This window comes from Sporocytophaga myxococcoides, assembly GCF_000775915.1.
Classification (GTDB): domain Bacteria; phylum Bacteroidota; class Bacteroidia; order Cytophagales; family Cytophagaceae; genus Sporocytophaga; species Sporocytophaga myxococcoides_A.
Window position 1 is genome coordinate 228,850 of sequence record NZ_BBLT01000006.1, and the last position, 17,852, is coordinate 246,701.

At 33.9% G+C, this 17,852-nt stretch carries 14 protein-coding genes and 1 pseudogene; 10 read left to right on the forward strand and 5 right to left on the reverse strand.

Annotated elements, in window-relative coordinates; all coding sequences use genetic code 11:
• Positions 1 to 6: 6 nt before the first annotated feature.
• Genes MYP_RS15390 through MYP_RS15400 form a run of 3 tightly spaced genes read left to right on the forward strand, consistent with a single transcriptional unit; the run spans position 7 to position 3,201 of the window.
• Positions 7 to 579 carry a D-glycero-alpha-D-manno-heptose-1,7-bisphosphate 7-phosphatase gene (locus MYP_RS15390; protein ID WP_045465049.1) on the forward strand — a complete coding sequence of 191 codons (573 nt, stop codon included), beginning with the start codon at positions 7 to 9 and terminating at the stop codon, positions 577 to 579.
• Complete coding sequence (gene rfaE2, locus MYP_RS26610; RefSeq protein ID WP_052430248.1) at positions 576 to 2,054, forward strand: D-glycero-beta-D-manno-heptose 1-phosphate adenylyltransferase; 1,479 nt, start codon at positions 576 to 578, stop codon at positions 2,052 to 2,054. The genes MYP_RS15390 and rfaE2 overlap by 4 nt, the downstream gene beginning before the upstream one ends.
• Positions 2,055 to 2,082: 28 nt before the next feature.
• Entirely contained in the window at positions 2,083 to 3,201 is a 1,119-nt protein-coding gene (locus MYP_RS15400; RefSeq protein WP_045465051.1) for a glycosyltransferase family 9 protein, read from the forward strand.
• A 16-nt stretch (positions 3,202 to 3,217) separates the two neighbouring features.
• On the opposite strand, the gene MYP_RS15405 is transcribed toward MYP_RS15400, so the two are convergent.
• Entirely contained in the window at positions 3,218 to 4,807 is a 1,590-nt protein-coding gene (locus tag MYP_RS15405; protein ID WP_052430249.1) for an MFS transporter, read from the reverse strand.
• Between the two features lie 150 nt (positions 4,808 to 4,957).
• Here MYP_RS15405 and MYP_RS26135 point away from each other — a divergent pair, with 150 nt between their 5' ends.
• Positions 4,958 to 5,122 (forward strand): hypothetical protein, encoded by a 165-nt coding sequence (locus tag MYP_RS26135; protein ID WP_156140658.1) that lies wholly within the window; start codon positions 4,958 to 4,960, stop codon positions 5,120 to 5,122.
• A gap of 196 nt (positions 5,123 to 5,318) precedes the next feature.
• Here MYP_RS26135 and MYP_RS15410 read toward each other — a convergent pair whose 3' ends face one another.
• A complete protein-coding gene (locus MYP_RS15410) occupies positions 5,319 to 6,107 on the reverse strand; it encodes an SDR family NAD(P)-dependent oxidoreductase (protein ID WP_045465053.1) in 789 nt (262 codons plus the stop codon).
• Between the two features lie 292 nt (positions 6,108 to 6,399).
• Here MYP_RS15410 and MYP_RS15415 point away from each other — a divergent pair, with 292 nt between their 5' ends.
• Positions 6,400 to 6,912: a CinA family protein gene (locus tag MYP_RS15415; protein WP_052430250.1), complete on the forward strand. Its 513-nt coding sequence runs from the start codon at positions 6,400 to 6,402 to the stop codon at positions 6,910 to 6,912.
• Between the two features lie 338 nt (positions 6,913 to 7,250).
• Entirely contained in the window at positions 7,251 to 9,074 is a 1,824-nt protein-coding gene (locus tag MYP_RS15420; protein ID WP_045465055.1) for a hypothetical protein, read from the forward strand.
• 436 nt (positions 9,075 to 9,510) lie between these two features.
• Here the strand turns inward: MYP_RS15420 and MYP_RS27005 are convergent.
• Positions 9,511 to 9,651 (reverse strand): annotated as a pseudogene (locus MYP_RS27005) (DUF7000 family protein); the annotation flags it as partial.
• 263 nt (positions 9,652 to 9,914) lie between these two features.
• Between MYP_RS27005 and MYP_RS15430 the strand changes: the two are divergent.
• Complete coding sequence (locus tag MYP_RS15430) at positions 9,915 to 10,418, forward strand: DinB family protein (protein WP_045465057.1); 504 nt, start codon at positions 9,915 to 9,917, stop codon at positions 10,416 to 10,418.
• 46 nt (positions 10,419 to 10,464) lie between these two features.
• On the opposite strand, the gene MYP_RS15435 is transcribed toward MYP_RS15430, so the two are convergent.
• A complete protein-coding gene (locus tag MYP_RS15435; protein ID WP_045465059.1) occupies positions 10,465 to 11,400 on the reverse strand; it encodes a hypothetical protein in 936 nt (311 codons plus the stop codon).
• Between the two features lie 512 nt (positions 11,401 to 11,912).
• On the opposite strand from MYP_RS15435, the gene MYP_RS15440 reads away from it, so the two are divergent.
• Genes MYP_RS15440 through MYP_RS15450 form a run of 3 tightly spaced genes read left to right on the forward strand, consistent with a single transcriptional unit; the run spans position 11,913 to position 14,153 of the window.
• Complete coding sequence (locus MYP_RS15440; protein ID WP_197060097.1) at positions 11,913 to 13,013, forward strand: NAD(P)-dependent alcohol dehydrogenase; 1,101 nt, start codon at positions 11,913 to 11,915, stop codon at positions 13,011 to 13,013.
• Between the two features lie 7 nt (positions 13,014 to 13,020).
• Positions 13,021 to 13,422, forward strand: coding sequence for a (R)-mandelonitrile lyase (locus MYP_RS15445; RefSeq protein WP_045465544.1), 402 nt, complete (start codon positions 13,021 to 13,023; stop codon positions 13,420 to 13,422).
• Between the two features lie 26 nt (positions 13,423 to 13,448).
• Complete coding sequence (locus MYP_RS15450) at positions 13,449 to 14,153, forward strand: dihydrofolate reductase family protein (RefSeq protein WP_045465062.1); 705 nt, start codon at positions 13,449 to 13,451, stop codon at positions 14,151 to 14,153.
• Between the two features lie 318 nt (positions 14,154 to 14,471).
• Here the strand turns inward: MYP_RS15450 and MYP_RS25190 are convergent, their stop codons facing one another.
• Positions 14,472 to 17,705 carry a PAS domain-containing protein gene (locus tag MYP_RS25190; protein WP_052430251.1) on the reverse strand — a complete coding sequence of 1,078 codons (3,234 nt, stop codon included), beginning with the start codon at positions 17,703 to 17,705 and terminating at the stop codon, positions 14,472 to 14,474.
• Positions 17,706 to 17,852 lie beyond the last annotated feature (147 nt).

Below are 17,852 nucleotides of genomic sequence, written 5' to 3' on the forward strand. Positions count from 1 at the left end.
AATAATATGGAAAGGGCAATATTTCTTGACAAAGACGGGACACTCATAAAAGACATTCCCTACAATGTTGATGTTAAAAAAATTGTTGTTTTTGAAAATGCTTTTAAGGGACTTAAAGAGCTACAGGACATGGGTTTTAAAGTTATAGTGGTTACCAATCAGTCGGGAGTTGGCCTGGGATATTGTAAAGAAGAAGAAGTTAAAAATGTAGGGGATTATTTATTTACCTATTTAAACCGGTTTTCAATTCGGCTAGATGGCTATTATTATTGTCCTCATCATCCTGGCAGCGCATATCCGGAATACAGAAGAGATTGTAGTTGCAGGAAGCCTAAAGAAGGCATGATCTTAACAGCAGCAGCAGACCATAATATCAATTTGTCACATTCCTGGATGGTAGGCGACATACTTAATGATGTTGAGGCAGGGAGCAGGGCAGGATGCAAAACGGTACTCATAAACAATGGAAATGAAACTGAATGGTTGTTAGGTCCATATAGAAGGCCAGACTTCGTTGCTGATAATCTGAAAGATGCGTTAGAAAGTATAGTTGATTTAAATAGAAAACTTAAGCTATGAATAATCAATATTGTGACTTGATTCGGAGTTTTGAGGGAAAGAAAATATTGATCATTGGAGATGCCATTCTTGATACTTATATAAAAGGAAATTCCGAAAGGCTTAGCAGGGAAGCTCCAGTTCCGATTATTAATGTGGAGGAACAAATCCACGAATGCGGAGGTGCTGCAAACACAGCAATCAATTGTGCAGCATTGGGAGCAATGGTAATTTTTCTTACTGTCCTTGGGAATGACAATGACGGTAAAGTGCTTATAGACATATTAAAAAGTAATAATGTCAATACTGACTATATTCTTCAGGATAAGAATAGAAGCACTATTTCTAAACGAAGAGTAACTGCATCATCTTCAATCCTATTAAGAATTGATGAAGGTAATACAGATGCTATTTCCTCAGAAAATGAATCTTCACTGGCTGAAAGAATTAATAAAGTTTATCCTTCTGTTGATGCTGTTATTCTCTCTGACTATGGATATGGAATATTGACAGGGGAAGTGATACAGCACCTGCAGGAATTAAAATCAAATAATGAAAAGATTTTTATTGTTGATTCAAAGGATCTTAGGAGGTTTAAATCTATTCACCCCAAAGCTGTAAAGCCAAATTATGAAGAGACCCTTAATCTGTTAAATCTTCCAAAAATAACCAACAGAAGCAGAATTAAACAAGTGTCTGCCAAAGGACAAAGTCTGCTTGAAGTTACAGGTTCTCAGGCAGTCATATCTACAATGGATGCAGATGGTTCAATATTATTTGAAAATGGTAAAGAACCTTTATGGATAAAAGCCATTCCTGGTGAAAACAAAAATGCAATAGGCGCAGGAGACACTTTTATAAGCGCTATGGCACTTTCATTTTGCTGCAAGGATGATGCAAAGATAGCTCTTGAAATCGCCTCTGCTGCTGCTTCAATTGTTGTTCAGAAAGAAGGAACCTGTAGCTGTAGCGCAGAAGAATTAATAATTTATTTTAGTGAAAACCCAAAATATGTAAGCTCGCTTTTAAGTCTTGCTGGTAAGATAAAAATACTGAAAGCAAGCGGTAAAAAAATTGTCTTTGCCAATGGTTGTTTTGATATTCTGCATAAAGGACATATAGATCTTTTGAATAAAGCCAAAAGCTTTGGAGATATATTAATTGTGGGACTCAATAGTGATGAAAGTATTAAAAGACTTAAAGGAAATGACCGTCCTATAAATAGTCTCGACGACAGAATCAGTGTATTATCAGGGCTAGCAAGCATTGACTTTATAATTCCATTTGAAGAAGATTCCCCTTCTAAAATAATTGAAGAAATAAAACCAGATGTTTTTGTCAAAGGGGGAGATTATAAAACCAAAATTATCCCTGAAGCCAGTCTGGTCAATCAGTTTGGAGGAGAGGTGAAAGTTATAAGTTTTGTTGAAGATAAGTCAACTACGAATATTATAAATAAAATCAAAGATTCAAATCCCTCTACGAAGGCAGTATAAATTAGACTAACATGTAAACTGAATCAATATGGTAATTTTCAAAGAATGGAAGGATCTCAGGAATATTCTGTGCATTCGACTGGATAATATGGGCGACGTATTGATGACAACCCCTGCACTTCGGGCATTAAAAGATAGTTTTCCGGAAAGAAAGATTACTTTGCTTACTTCCTCAGCAGGAAAAGCTGTTGCTCAATTTATTCCTACCATTGACAAAGTTATTGTTTTCGATACACCATGGGTAAAAAATAACGGTACATTTTCTTCCTCCAAGACTTTTGAAATGATTGAACTTTTAAAAAGAGAAAATTTTGATGGAGCAATAATCTTTACAGTTTATAGTCAAAACCCTCTGCCAGCAGCCATGCTTTGTCATTTGGCTGAAATTCCCAAAGTATTAGGTTATTGTCGCGAAAATCCTTATCACCTTATTTCTGAATGGGTTCCTGAAGAAGAACCTCTGACAGAAATAAAACATGAAGTCATAAGACAACTGGATTTGGTAGGATATGCAGGATGTTACATTGCTAATAAGGAGTTAAATATTTGCCTTCCTTCAGATTATGATAGCGACATCACAGAACTGTTGAAAGGAAAGGGAATTAAACAGGGAAATTATATAGTTATTCATCCGGGAGCCAGTGAAGAAAAGAGAATGTTTCCCCTTGATAAGTTTTCTGAAGCAGCAAATTTATTGGTTGATAGATTAGGAATACCTGTTGTGGTAACGGGTAATAAAGAAGAAAGGAAATTAGCAGAAGAGATCGAAAGAAATACTGATAACAAAGTGATTAATCTTGCTGGTGAATTGGATTTGAGCGGATTTATAGCTTTAATAAAAAAAGCTAAGGTTGTAGTATCAAATAATACAGGGACAGTTCATATTGCAGCAGCGACTCAGACTCCGGTTGTTGTTCTCTATGCACTAACCAATCCTCAGCATGCACCTTGGTGTGTTCCACATGTTGTTTTACCCTTTGATGTTCCGGCAGACATGCTAAGCAAAAATACTATCATCAACTATGCTTATCAAAAATCATTTATTAATAAACCAAAAGAAATAACTCCCGAAGTGATCCTATCAGCAGTAAAGCAATTAATAGAACCATCCCAGGAGTTTAATCTTACCAAGTTGGTACAAACCTGACAAGTGAATTAATCAGTTATGCTTTGATTAATTTTCTTTCTTTGGTGTGATTTTTTTTAGGTTTTTCAGAATAAGATACCAATTTTGCTGCTGTCCTGTCTGCTTTTTTACTTACCTTATATTTATATATTTTTCTCTTTCTTTTAAGTATTGTAAAAATGGAAAATGGTATGTAAAACATGCTTTTGATTCCCTGAAACATCGCATTGCTTTTTAGCTCTTTTCTGAAGCTTGAGGATATTTCGTTTATGACTACCTTTTGATGTACTTCTCCCTTTTCTTTTACATAGGAAAGTCGATATAATGCAACTATCCCCAATATGAATGCAAATACAAAGAAGAAGTCCCAGGTCTGAATATTTAAAGTATGTAAGATGAAATTTCCATCTGGTGCTTTCCATTCAAAGTTGAACGACAATTCCCTCTTTGAAAAGAAGTCTACAAAGTAACCACCAATAATAGGAGCAATTCCCGCAAAGAATGCATTTGTTAAACCTCTTATTGTCAGGAAAGCTGTTGCTTCTCCCTCTTTAGGGGCAAGTTTCATTCCTATGTTTGTTAAAGAAAGGTTAATTCCTGCGATTGAAATTCCGTTAAACATATAAATCAGAACAAGCAATGGCAATGTAAGGCTGTGTGAATGAGGCATAGTTGTGAATGTAAATGCCAGTATGCAGCAAAGATAAATAGGCCCGCAAATCCTGAGAATTGTTTTATTGCTGTATTTATCAGAATATTTTCCCCAAACTCTGATAAATAGAATATTTGTTGCCTGGCTTAGAATAGTAAAGCCTATTACGTACGACAATGGTAAATTCAGCATTTTCAGAAGGTATACACTGAAGAAAGGAGCTGCAAGGTTCACGGCAAAAGCCCAGAAAGAGTTAAATATTAGAAGGTTTCTAAAGTTTTTCTCTTTAAATGGAGTTTTAAACAGACTAAATACATTTGATTTTATAGCGGCCAGCTTAGGTTCAGGAACCTTCGATACAACATATACCCCATACAATCCTGCTAAACCTCCTAAGAAAAACATTATTGAATAAGTGTTCATTTCCCACTGAGGAAATCTGGATTTTATAAAATCCAGAAAGAATGCACAAACCAAACTCAACCCTACATTCAGCATTTGAATAAGTCTGCTTCTGTTTGAGAAATAGGTTCCAAGCTGATCTTCCGGCACAAGATCTTTCATCCATGAATTCCAGCTGCATCCGCTAATTGCTCCTAGAATATAATGAAAGGAAAGAAACAGTATAAGGAGGGGTAATCCTGTAGATGGCGAAAACAGAAATGGTATAAGGCTTATCAGTATTAATGGAAGTCTTGCAAATAAAGAGGTAGTTACCGACAATACTCTCCGGTTGCCGATGAGGTAAATTAGGTAGATTGCAAGTAACTGAAAAAGATTCGTTAAAGTAGGCATCGATGCCAGCAATCCAATCTGAAAATTTGATGCTCCCAACTTTAAAGCATATGATACCAGAAACGCGCCACCGGTTAAGGTTGCCATAGCCTCTGCCATGAGACCATCCTGCACAATCAAGTGCAGTCCTTTTTTAACCTGAGGTTCTGTAAGAGGAACTTCTGATGGAGTTAATTTCATTATTAATTGAGTTATGATTACGTTTATACAATTCGTATAAAAAAAACGTTCGTCATAGTTTTTAATAAAATTGATAATATATTGATGCCACACTAAGGCTTGTTAAGGAACAATAGTCGGTATCGGAAGGTTTCTTTAAAAGACTGATTTATGACATCTCCTAAACAAAGCCCAGCAGCAAAGAAAAATTTAAAGAAAGCAGCAAAATCAGCTAAAGAAAAGCAAACCTTAAAACACCTCCCTGCAAAGACTAAATCAGCTTTAGGAAAACAAGCTGTTAAAGTAAAAAAGGAAAGAGCAAAAAAAGATTATTAAAACTGAACTATAAATGCTAAATCAAATAGTTCATTTATTAACACGAAATTTATATAGTTTCTTTTTTAGGGAATTTTCAGGACAATATAAAAATATTAGTATTATGGTTTTAATAGTTTTCAGCCATGAAATATATTGTCCTTCAACAGTTGTTGACTTTTCAGGACAATATATTTCATTTCACAAGCCTTATTTATTATGCAGGTTTGTTTTGTTTTTCTGACATTTCCAGAACAGCTTTATCAGGAAGGATGTTACTCATAACTACCTGGGCTTTATTTTTCCACCCAGAAACTATTTTATGTTCTCCTGCCATCAAAGCTTTGTATCCATCTTTAGCTACCTCTGCAGGATCAGCTAAATCACCTTTCTGAACCAATGTTGATTCTTCCATGTCCGCTTTATGGAAAAAATCAGTTGCTGTAGCTCCCGGAAGAAGAGTAGTAATAGTAATATTAGTATCTTTAATCTCTTGTAGTATTGCTTCAGTCCAAGAAACAACAAAAGCTTTCGTGCCGTGGTATACGGATTGCCATGGCCCTGGCATTTTCCCGGCGATTGAGGCGACATTTAATATCCTTCCTTCATTTCGTGAAAGCATATCTTTCAAAAAGTACTTTGTCAGCACAACATATGCTGCAATATTTAATTGAATGATTTCCAATTCCCGATTCACATCTGTTTCAGAAAATTTACCATAAGCGCCTTGTCCAGCATTATTTACAAGTATATCAATCTGGATATTTTTAGATCTTATTTCTTCGCAAACTTCAAAAGGTGCTTCTTTTTTTGATAAATCTTTTTCAATTGTGGTTACATCAATGTTAAATTGATGCTTAAATTCTGCTGAAATTGCCTGGAGATCCGAAAAGTCTCTGGCGACAAGGACAAGGTTGAAACCTTCCTGAGCAAATAACTTTGCTAATTCAAGTCCTATACCACTGGTTCCTCCGGTAATCAATGCATATTTTTTATCGTTTGCCATATGTTTCACTATATATATTTCAATAACCTTTTCAGATTAAAACAAAGCCATACCATACTTCGTTTCCGAAGGTTTTGCCCCATTAGTTTTTTAGTTCGGGTTAAAGTAAAGCTCTTCATTTTTTGACTAAATATCTGATTGATAGTTTTTAAATGATTGCATTATTAGGCTTGCTTATTTATTAAAAAACTAAGGCAAAAATAAAAGTGTTAAAATATCAGATATCAACCTTTTACTATAATGCTTTACCAGTTTGTTATAGATATAAATATATTTTAAATGAAAAATGTTTATGAGCTCTGTATATGAAGATCTTGAGAAAATCAGGGATATTTTGGTTTCCAATGACAAGACATTATCAGTTGCAGAAAGTGTAACCGGGGGAAATATACAAGCTTTATTTGCTTCCGTTCCTATGGCTCTTGACTTTTACCAGGGAGGTATAACAACATACAATATCGGACAAAAAGTAAAACATCTGGGAGTAGAGCCAATTCATGCAAGTAAATTTAATAGCGTCTCAGATAAGGTAGCAAGAGAATTGGCTTTTGGAGTTATCAAACTATTTATGAGTGATTTTTCCATTGCTGTAACAGGTTATGTAGGACCTGATGAAAATAATGATTCGGGTAAACCCATCGCATTTGTTTCTATTTCATATATTACGAATGAAAAATTATCAGAAGTATATCAAGAAAAGATTGAATATGATTTAATGGCTAGAGATGAAGTACAAAAATACTTTGCAGAATGTGCGATAAATATATTCTGTCAATATTTATCAAGAACATTCAATAAACATTAATAAATTTAATTCTTTCTTTAATCATTTTTCAGAAGTGATTCTTCCCAGCCTTTATTCTCTCAATTCTTGCACTTCTCAAGTGCTTGAATTTTTCTTTGTGTAAATCCAAAAATGGATCAAAAACGCATATCTATTATTTAATGATATACTTCAATTCAGATTCTTCAATTTATTTATCATTCATTGGGATAACAGACAAACAATAATATTACTCTGATTTAAAATTCTAAATTATCTTACTATTAGAAAACAAATTAATTGTCATCTCTTGTTCAATAAATTTTCGAACGATATTAAATTCACAACAGTTTTTGAAGTAGACAAAATTATACACTCATATGAAGAAGACAATGATAGGATTAATTTCACTTTTGGCTGGAATAGTCCTTGCAATAAATACATATGGCCAATCTGATCTGGGACCAAATTCATCTTTATTGGATTCGGAAATGATAACTAATCCCAACTTTCTTGTAACTATTATTTCAGGTGTGTTAATGGCTCTGGGTTTTCAGTTTATACTGACTAATTTATCAGTAGCATTAGGAATCACATCAATTGGTAATATCAAACATAAAACAGAAAGGTATCTGCGAAATACAGATTCAAATAAACAAGAAGGATTTAGAGAAGATGAACCAGAAGAAGAAAAAAAAGGGACTAACAATGTGGCATCCAAATTTATGTCTCTGGCAGGAGGATGGACTATGGTTACAGGAGCCATATCACTATTTCTCGCTTGTATGTTAGCTGTAAAATTATCATTGATAGAAAGTAATGTGATTGGCTTTACTTTAGGCCTTGTAATTTGGGCAGTATTCAGTATGACAATGATTTATCTGGAATCAAGAGCTCTTGGTTCAATAATCAGTGGAGTTTGGGGAGCAGCAATCGGAGCTATCAGGTCTGGGATTTCCGGAGCAGGTTCAATATTCTCAAGTCGTGAAACTCAGGAGGAAAGAGATAGAAATATGGTTGATAAAATCAGAGATGAAGTCTATCAGTTAATGGAAGATCCCCAGCTGAATACGAAGTTTGATAATGTCATTGAAAAAATCAGACCAAGGTTTGATACCCATCAATTCAGAAGCGAACTTGCTGATTTGTTAAATGAAATAAAAATAGAACAAAAGGGAAGTGTCTCTCCATACGTCAAGGAACTATTTATTAAAGTTGCAGAAAAGGAACCTGCATTTAGCAGGACAGATGTATCAAGTTTAGACAAAACCTTTGAAAGCGTACTCGCAAGTTTGGGTCTTTCAGGTGTTTCCAGACAGGCAGGAGGCCTTGGAGCTAAAGCTTCTGAGTATGTTAAGGAAGAGGTAGTACCAAAAGTTAAGGAAGAATATATTCCTAAATTAAAAGAAGAATATTTGCCCAAAATTAAAGATGAGGTGGAGCATTATGTAATGGATAGAAATCCATCTGACACCAACCCTGAAATTGTAAGGGCGGAAATTGATGAGATATTCAGTCACGAAGTAGATATTGCAAAGATAAGAAGTGAGGGAAAGTTATTTGATAAGAATGACATTGCGACGGCCGTTGCAGATCAGAAAGGGGTAACTCGATCTGAAGCTTTGAATGTAGCAGATAAATTGGAAGATGCCTTAAATTCCATATTGCGTTCATCTAAAATTAAAGAAATCGTAAGTTCCAGATTTGAGGAGACTAAGGAGCAGGTTAAAGAGAAGGCTAAGGAGGCACTTGGTTCTAAGAAAGATGAATACATGGGAAAATTGGAAGGCAGATTCCAGAATTTGTTTAGAAGAATAGATCGTCCAGAATTGGATTATAATCTTTTGAAAAAGGAATTCATGTTTATGGTTCAAAATCCTAAATTAGCTCCAAAGGTATTAAAGATGAAGCTGAATCAAATGGATACTAACACCTTGGTCGGAATTTTAACTGCAAGTGGAACACTAAATAAATCAGAAATTGAATCTGTAGTGCGCAAATTCGATGAGGTGAAATCTGAAACCGTTCAAAGAATGGATGAAGCTGAGGGCTTAATTACACGTAAAACCAGAGAAGCAAGTGAATACGCTTTAGAAAAAGCAGAAGACACTAGAAAACTAGCAGCGGAAGCAGGATGGTGGTTATTCGCAATGTTGGTAATTTCGGGAATAGCTGCTGGATTAGGTGGGATTGTAGGAATGTAATTTATTCATTGTATTTTCATTCTAAATGTAGAATAATTAATAAAAAAAGGATATGTCTCTGCATATCCTTTTTTATTAATTGGCAGAGAAATGATCCTGATATAATACACTAACTATTGAAAAGAATACAACTATTTCTTATCTGAATTTATCTTTCTTGTATTTGAGTAATTATTCATCTGTGACTTTAATCAAAGACTTTTAAGAAGCTGAGTTAGTTTACCTAAATCATTAAAGTTCGGATTTTCGACTAGTATTGCTTCAACTACAGAATATTGAGGTCTGGGTTCTGTCTTTATTCCATTTGGTTGATTTTTATATTTGCCAATACTTATCCTGAACCTCAATGTTCTGGCCAACAACCAAATCTACAACCTCTTCTTAGAATGGTTTAATTCCAATCCAAAGCGAAGTTTTCTTTTCATTAAAAAGTCATTTAGAAATAGAAGTAGGTATAATCCATGTAACCTTGAAAGACAATTCCAAAAGAATACACGTGGGATAAATCGCTTGAAAAAGAAGAATTCAGTTTCATTACAAATTTTACCAGTTTGCTATATGCTTCCTGGATATCATCATTGTCAAGCTGTTATTTATAGATTTTATATAGTCGTTGAAAGTAATTACAATTAAAAAAGTATTGGTTTTGATTTAATACCTAAGATATAAAATTGTGATAATTTAAGAAAACTTTTTTTTTCAGGTGTTTTTCTATTTAAAAAAAACACCATTAGCAGGTAAAGGTTATAAACAAAAAGCCAATCTCCAGTGAACTGTCTTTTTTATTTATTTGATTTAAAAAGGAGTTTATAATTCATTTCATTAATTAATATAATTACTATGGGATCAACTATTATGACGAGTTCTATCCTCAGGGAACTTGACAAGGAAGTACCATCTACCAGAAATTGTCTTGAACGTGTCCCCGAAAATCTATATGGATATAAACCACATCCAACTTCCATGGAACTTGGATATCTGACAACGCTTGTTGCTCAAATTCCACTTTGGATAGCGGCTATGATCGAGAATGGAGAAATTGACCTTGCCACATTTACAAGGCTTAGTCCAAAATCAACAACTGAGATGGTTTCTTACTTCGAAGACAATATTTATAAAGCTAAAACATCATTACACAATATCAAGGATGAGGACCTCTCCAGGACTTTTACATTGAAAACTCAGGGAAAAGTCCTGATATCTCAGAAGCTGGAAGAATCAATATCAGAAGCAATCAATCACTGGATCCATCACCGAGGTCAGCTGACAGTTTATATGAGAATGAATGGTATTCCTGTTCCATCGATATACGGACCATCTGCAGATGAGAATCCATTCAAATAGAGTCAGATTTAAATTATAAACGATGAACAGTAATTATCAACAATTCTTATTGCATAGTTTTTTTATCACCTTTTTTGAGGAATCTGTAAACAAGAACCACTGATATAGCATTGAAATTATTCAAAATGCTTCCATTGAATTTTTTTTCCGGGAGCTTTTTAAAGCTTGTAAAGCCATAATTATATCTCATTCCTATTCCAAAATTTTTGTACAGATAATATTCAAAGTAAGGATTAATATTAAGCACATTACAGTTATAGTTTTTGGACCACCATCCGGAATATTTTATTACTGCTAATACAAGTAATCTTTTATTTAGGTATGTGGAGGCATTGAACCCAATAGTAGGAAGGGGTACAAATACATTATGCTTTTCATTGAAATCAGGAAAAGTTCTATTGGAGAGTCTAAGTGAATAGATTGTGGCTGTAATTCCTAGAAGAAAAGCAGCTCTGGATCTTCCATTATCATAGAAAAAATTGATATAGGATAAATTCAGATAATTTAGCTTTAGCTGAGATCTAACCTGATTTCCAGCAAGGAATGTTGTATCTCCATACTTAATATCTTTATCAAAGATTTCAGTTCCCCTTCTATTAACATTGTAGGTGTCAAATGATATCCAATGGAAATTTCCAAAGCTAAAAATGACGTTTGCTCTTAGTAAAATAGGGTGTTTAGGGAATCCAAGATCTTCATGAACATTTATCTTTGTACCAGGAATTTGACCGGAATTAACCTGAACATTTCCTGTATTTATTGTATATGACGCACCCAGGTGAAGGGTTAGGAAAGGCTGTGGATAAGCAGTTTTAATACTATCCAATGAAAATCTTAAATTGGATATTTTCCTTGTCTTATTCCGTCTAAGCCAACTTTTATGATTTCCCTCAATAGGATTGACTCCTGCTATTAAAATATTTTCATAAGGGAACAAAATAAAAACCAATATAATAAGGATACCTGAAGGGATCTTTTTCATATCTAAACAGTATAGAGTGTAGTAGTAACTCCATTTGTCCGGAACTGTTGTCAGATTCAGATAATAAGCTCATTTTGTAGGGACAATTCCATAAAAACATTTTTTACTTAGGAATGTCCAGAAAAATTCAGTCAAAAAATAGGTTGTGAGGTAAAGCTATTGTTTAGCACAACCTTTAATTTTTTTTCAACAATATGACTAAAGTATAGTGTTTCAACAATCCTTAGAGAGATAGGAGGAATACTGTAAACAGTTGCAGGGAATGATATCTGTTTAATATTGAATCATCACATTTAATACCTATGATGATAATTTACCCTAATCAAGTCTTAGAATTAAGTTTATCAATAAATTATTTTCATACTGAAATTTTATTATTATTGAAACAAGGAGTATAATGATATAATCATAACATTACCTTTATTATCTGATTTTATTGTTTCGTACAAACCCAATTCCAAGCGGTAAATAAATGTTGTTTGTATTTCTCTAAAAATGAAAATATTATAAATATGGAAACACTTAAAGCAACAGCTGAAGGCGTCATTGCCATCCAAGCAAAAGAAGTCAGGGCATTTGGTACTGAAGCACCTGATAAAACTTTACAACAAATCAAAATAAACCGAAGAATTCCCACACCTCACGATGTGGAAATTGAAATACTTTATTGTGGTGTTTGCCATTCCGATCTTCATACTGCACGTAATGAATGGCACGGTACAATTTACCCTTGTGTTCCTGGACATGAAATCATTGGGAAAGTGGTAAATGTAGGAACGCATGTTTCAAAGTTTAAAGTTGGCGACCACGCAGCTGTAGGTTGTATGGTTGATAGCTGCAGAGAGTGTCAGTATTGCAAAGAAGATCTGGAACAATATTGTGAAGAAGGAAATACCGCAACTTACAATTCACCTGACAGGCATTTGGGCATGCAGACCTATGGCGGCTATTCCGAAAATATTGTTGTAGATGAAGCCTATGTTTTGCGGGTACCTGAGAATCTTGATCTGGCAGCAGCGGCACCGCTCTTATGTGCAGGAGTCACTACCTATTCTCCTCTGAAACATTGGAATGTAGGCCCAGGCAAGAAAGTGGGAATTGTTGGCCTTGGCGGTTTGGGACATATGGCAGTTAAACTCTCAAAAGCTATGGGGGCAGAGGTGGTTGTATATACAACTTCAGTCTCTAAAGTAGAAGATGCAAAACGCCTGGGTGCAGATGATGTTGTGCTTTCGAAGGATAAAAACGAGATGTTACGCTATGCCGGTAAATTACACTTTGTTCTGGATGCTGTTTCTGCACAGCATGATGTCAATGCTTATTTAAGTCAGTTACGTGCGGACGGGACACTAGTGTTAGTAGGTGCTCCTGAGCATCCGCTTCCGGTTGCAGCATTCAGTCTCATACCATACAGAAGAACTTTCGCAGGATCAATGATCGGTGGTATTGCTGAAACACAAGAGATGCTTGATTTTTGTGGCAAACATAATATTGTTTCGGATATAGAAATGATCAACATTCAGCAGATCAATGAAGCCTATGAACGTTTGCTGAAAGGTGACGTCAGATATCGTTTTGTTATTGATATGGCTTCTTTAAAAAAATATGTATAAACATTATATGGAAATTATAAGAATAGGGTCACAACCTTCAGGTATAGGTCCGGCTGACTGGTTTATCGGTACAGTACGAATCGATCCTCTTTTTCAGGCAAGTGATCCAGCACGGGTTGTGGGTTCAAGCGTCACTTTTGAACCAGGTGCTCGAACAGCTTGGCATACTCATCCTCTAGGACAGACCTTGATAGTAACATCAGGATGCGGCTGGGCGCAGAGGGAAGGTGGAAAGGTCGAAGAGATCCATCCTGGTGATATTGTATGGTTTCCCCCCGGAGAAAAACATTGGCATGGGGCTACATCTTCTACAGCAATGACACATATTGCAATTCAGGAGAGCCTGAATGGTAAGGTTGTAGACTGGATGGAAAAGGTCACCAATGAACAGTATCATTCAAAATCCTAAAAATAAAGTTTAAATATAATCCAACTATGAAAAAACCTCATGTAATCTGTCATATGATGTCTACTGTCAATGGCAAGATCATTTCTGATAACTGGGGAGATAAAGACCTGACCAATAGCTATACAGATATTTATGAAAGATGTCATCAAAGCTTTGCCAGCCAGGCTTGGATGGTTGGAAGGGTTACAATGGAAAGGCATTTTTCATACGGTGAGAAACCTGTATTATCAAAACCTCAAACTCAGATCGAGAGAAAACCATTTATAGGAAACAAAGAAGCAAAAAGATTTGCTATCGCTGTAGATGGTAAAGGAAAATTAATATGGCACTCCAATGAAACAGGAGGAGATCATATTATTGAAGTGCTTACAGAACAAGTAAGTGATGAATATCTTAATTTTCTCCAGGAAAAAAAGATTTTCTACATCTTTGCTGGTAAAAACGAAATGGACTTCGAGCTGGTTTTACAACAACTTGGTGATCATTTTAATATCAAAACGTTGATGCTGGAAGGAGGTGGGCATATCAACGGTTCGCTGTTAAATGAAGGATTAATTGATGAATTAAGTATTTTAATCGTTCCTGTTGCTGACGCATCTCCCGATGTGCCAACTACTTTTGAGTTAGGTGATTATCAACAGAAAAATATATCACAACACCTTCATTTGAAAGAAGTGAGGCAATTGGAGAATGCAGTACTCTGGCTAAAGTATATTGTTAGTAAAGAGTAGACAAACTGTTGCTCACCAGTAGATTAAGATAACCTATAAAAAATAAGGGCAAAATAAGTATTCATTGTTTTTATTTAGAATTCAAATAACCAGCTAAGGCTTTTTGTTTATCTTGGTTTTATTAAATAAAAACTTACTACAATTGGAGGGATAAAATTCCATATAATTATTATTGTAAAAAAATACGGAATAGTAAATTTTTCTATACTTACTTATATTGATAAAGAAAGAAAAACCAATATGGCGGAATCCCAAACCACTTAATCACAATTTGGAGGTTAAAGCTAAAATGAAGGAAATCTTTAGTCAAATCAGAGCTCAGGCTTTTTGATTGTTACTCTTAAAATATACTTTAAAAACTGATCCTTTTCCATTTTCACTTTCAACTTCAATTTTTCCACCACTATTGGTAATAATTCGTTTTACAAGATATAGCCCAACTCCTGATCCTTCTACGTCTTTATGTAATCTTTTAAATTCAGAAAAAATTTTATCTGCTTGTTCTTTTTCCAAACCAAGCCCATTGTCTTTAACTGATAAAACAATATAATTTTCCTCAAGTCTGGTATTAATAAATATCTCTGGAATTCTATTTGGTGAATGATATTTTATGGCATTGCTTATAAGATTATGAAGTATGCTTTGAAGATTTTTCTTTGCAAATTTGATAGTTGGAATTTCACTGAAGTCTTCTTTAATAATTGCATTATATTTTTTAATTGGTTCTTCAAGCATAGCTTTTACCTCTTTTAAAATGTTTGCCAAATAGATGTCTTCACTATTTTCAGTACTTGTCTTTTGCGATTTAGCAATCTCAATAAGTTCAAAGAGATTATTTCTGAATTTACCAATCGACGATTCAATCATCTTAAGAATATCAGTAATACCTTCTTTATTAATATTTTTTTCGTCAAGTAAGCCATGCATAACGCTTACCAATCCCTCAATATTAGAAACAGGGGCTTTCAAATCATGAGAAACCATATAAATAAAATTATCGAGGTCTTCATTTTGTTGTTTTAATTTTTCTTCACTCCTTTTCTTATCATCAATGTCTGTTTGAATTCCAATCCATTTAGTGATTTTATCATTGTTGTTTTTTATAGGTATTGCCCTTACCTGATACCATCTGTATATTCCGTCAAAACGTCTTATCCTATATTCATTCTCATATATATCTCCTGATTCCAGACAGTTTTTCCATCTTGTTAAAGTGATTTCAACTTCATCAGGGTGAATAAATTCTAACCACTTCCAATCTCTGCTTTTTTCATATGAAGCACCTGTATAATCAAACCATCTTTTATTAATATAATCATTTTTCCCATCAGGAAGAGCTGTCCAGGTGAATCCAGGTATTGCTTCCGAAAGTGTTTTATAACGATGTTCACTTTCTCTTAATGCAATTTCTGAATATTTTCTGGCTGATATGTCTGTAATAATTCCCCATGCTCTTATTAATTTTCCATTCTCGACTACACCCTCTATTTTCATGTGCAAATACACAGGTTTTTCTTTTGTATGTTTCCCTAGTGCTTCAATTTCACGAATTTTATAGTCAGATTGAATTGCCTTTTGAATTTTCAAATTTAAATGCTGATCTGAAATTTCAACAAATTCTCTTAGTCGATGTCCAATTAATTTTTGTTGATTTTCTACTCCAAGAATGTTTACCAGACAATCATTAACCTCCGCTATATGGATGTGCTTGCTGATTAATTCAACCTGCTCCTGAATAGATAAAGTTGTGTCAATAAAAGTTATATCTTTAAATTCAAAACGGCATAATCCAATAGAACTTTGTTTAATAAAAACCTCATATCGCTCATTGATATTTTTTAACTCCTGAGTTCGATTAGCTACACGGCGCTCCAGTTCTATATTATTTTCTTCCAATTTATTCTGAATACTTTCAAGGTTTACATAAGCCTGTTGAAGTTCTTTATTTTTCTTCTCTATTTTTCTTTCATTTTCTTTTATACTGGTAATATCCATTATGGTACCTATAACACGATATGGATGACCTAAACTGTTACGATAAATATGGGATTTACTTAAAACGTCCTTTTCACTTTTGTTGGGCATCACAATTACTATTTCATCTTCGAGGAAATCCATTGTACCATTTATAATCTGGTTCATATTTTCATTCATTTTAGGTTGAAAATCTGACCTTACTATTTTTATGAATTCCGGGTAATGAAAAGATTTTGTTCCTGAAGGTAGACCATAAATTTCAACTAAATCCTCTGAAATAATTGAAGTTCCTTTTTCTATATTCCAATCATAACTCCCAACCTTGGCAATCTTTTGTGCCAAGATTAATTTCTCCTCATTAAGTTTTAATTTCTCTTCCGTTTCCTTTAAAGAAGTAATATCTACAGCAGATATCAAAACCTCTTTTACATGTTCGTTTTCTCTTTTAAATACAATTGCTTTAAAATAAAACCAGATATTTCTGTTATTAGGAAGAATAACTTTATATTCCAATGCTGGATAACTGTCTTCATTTGTGTCTGGGTATTCTAAAATGCTGTTATGCAATTTTCCTTTATCTTCATGAGTAAGAATATTTTCGATTACAGTTGTAAATTTTGATTCATATATATATTCGGAAGCAAACTCAAATAGTTCTCTGGTAGCATAGTTTGCATATACAAGCCTATTCTCATCAACATCATATATTCCTATAAGTATTGGTAAGTTTTCAAATATTCTTTTAAGTAAGCTTTCTTCTTTTCCTATTTCACTTTCTAAATTTCTTAATTGAGTAACATCCTGAACTACTCTTCTTAAACCAATTATTTTTCCTTCATTATCTTCCAAAGGGAAATCTTCGGAATAAATTGTACGAATCTCTTGATCGTTCCTCCTCACCTTAAACTCGTGAAAATTTGGTTTACCATCTGTAAATTTCTGTGTAAGTGTTTCAGAGAAGGGATCAAAACCATTTTCATAAATGGTCATATGTTTAAGGAGGTCAAAAGAAAGTTTTGTTTGATGTGCTATTCCGAATATTTCGTAAAATTCCTTAGAACATTTAATCGTACCTTTGATATAATCAAGTTCGCAATGAGCTAGGTGTGCCAGAGATTCTGTGTTATCAAATAAAAGTTTAAATTTATCCAGTGCTTTTTTACGAAACTCTTCCATGCTTGCAACAGCGTACATTTCCTGATCATGGAACGATTTCTCTATATCTTTCACTAATCTTATCAGTTCCTCAGCATCTTTTGTGTAGTTATTCAAGAAATCTAACAATATGAATTTCCGGTTGTATAAAATTGATTGAATATCCGTAAGGTCTGGCTTAAAAGATCGATTACCTAATTGCATTTCGGAAATCAGCATTCTTATTTCATCGATTCCCTGATTTTTCATTAATGCATTGAGGAAATACTCAACCTCATTTTTAAGTAATTCTTTTGATTCAGTAAAAATTGGAAAAATAGAGAAACTTATAAAATGATTCCCTTCCTTTAATCTCTTTAAACATAACTCAATAACATCATTCAAGTGATTGTGGTATAAAAATGATACATATTTATTCATTCTACTTTACCCTTTAAATGTTTAAATGGCTGAAAGATAGATCTAAAAGCCCGCCTTTAAAAGGTTTTTATTAAAGAATTGTTTGTGAGAATTAGATGAAAATTATTGTAGCTTTTCAAAGTAAAAGTGGTAAGGCAGCGGTTTGCG

What these genes read in the sequence shown, in the direction of transcription:
- MYP_RS15390 (WP_045465049.1), top strand. Translation starts at nt 7, where the DNA reads ATGGAAAGGGCAATATTTCTTGACAAAGACGGGACACTCATAAAAGAC.
- rfaE2 (WP_052430248.1), top strand. Translation starts at nt 576, where the DNA reads ATGAATAATCAATATTGTGACTTGATTCGGAGTTTTGAGGGAAAGAAA.
- MYP_RS15400 (WP_045465051.1), top strand. Translation starts at nt 2,083, where the DNA reads ATGGTAATTTTCAAAGAATGGAAGGATCTCAGGAATATTCTGTGCATT.
- MYP_RS15405 (WP_052430249.1), bottom strand. Translation starts at nt 4,807, where the DNA reads ATGAAATTAACTCCATCAGAAGTTCCTCTTACAGAACCTCAGGTTAAA.
- MYP_RS26135 (WP_156140658.1), top strand. Translation starts at nt 4,958, where the DNA reads ATGACATCTCCTAAACAAAGCCCAGCAGCAAAGAAAAATTTAAAGAAA.
- MYP_RS15410 (WP_045465053.1), bottom strand. Translation starts at nt 6,107, where the DNA reads ATGGCAAACGATAAAAAATATGCATTGATTACCGGAGGAACCAGTGGT.
- MYP_RS15415 (WP_052430250.1), top strand. Translation starts at nt 6,400, where the DNA reads ATGAGCTCTGTATATGAAGATCTTGAGAAAATCAGGGATATTTTGGTT.
- MYP_RS15420 (WP_045465055.1), top strand. Translation starts at nt 7,251, where the DNA reads ATGAAGAAGACAATGATAGGATTAATTTCACTTTTGGCTGGAATAGTC.
- MYP_RS15430 (WP_045465057.1), top strand. Translation starts at nt 9,915, where the DNA reads ATGGGATCAACTATTATGACGAGTTCTATCCTCAGGGAACTTGACAAG.
- MYP_RS15435 (WP_045465059.1), bottom strand. Translation starts at nt 11,400, where the DNA reads ATGAAAAAGATCCCTTCAGGTATCCTTATTATATTGGTTTTTATTTTG.
- MYP_RS15440 (WP_197060097.1), top strand. Translation starts at nt 11,913, where the DNA reads ATGGAAACACTTAAAGCAACAGCTGAAGGCGTCATTGCCATCCAAGCA.
- MYP_RS15445 (WP_045465544.1), top strand. Translation starts at nt 13,021, where the DNA reads ATGGAAATTATAAGAATAGGGTCACAACCTTCAGGTATAGGTCCGGCT.
- MYP_RS15450 (WP_045465062.1), top strand. Translation starts at nt 13,449, where the DNA reads ATGAAAAAACCTCATGTAATCTGTCATATGATGTCTACTGTCAATGGC.
- MYP_RS25190 (WP_052430251.1), bottom strand. Translation starts at nt 17,705, where the DNA reads ATGAATAAATATGTATCATTTTTATACCACAATCACTTGAATGATGTT.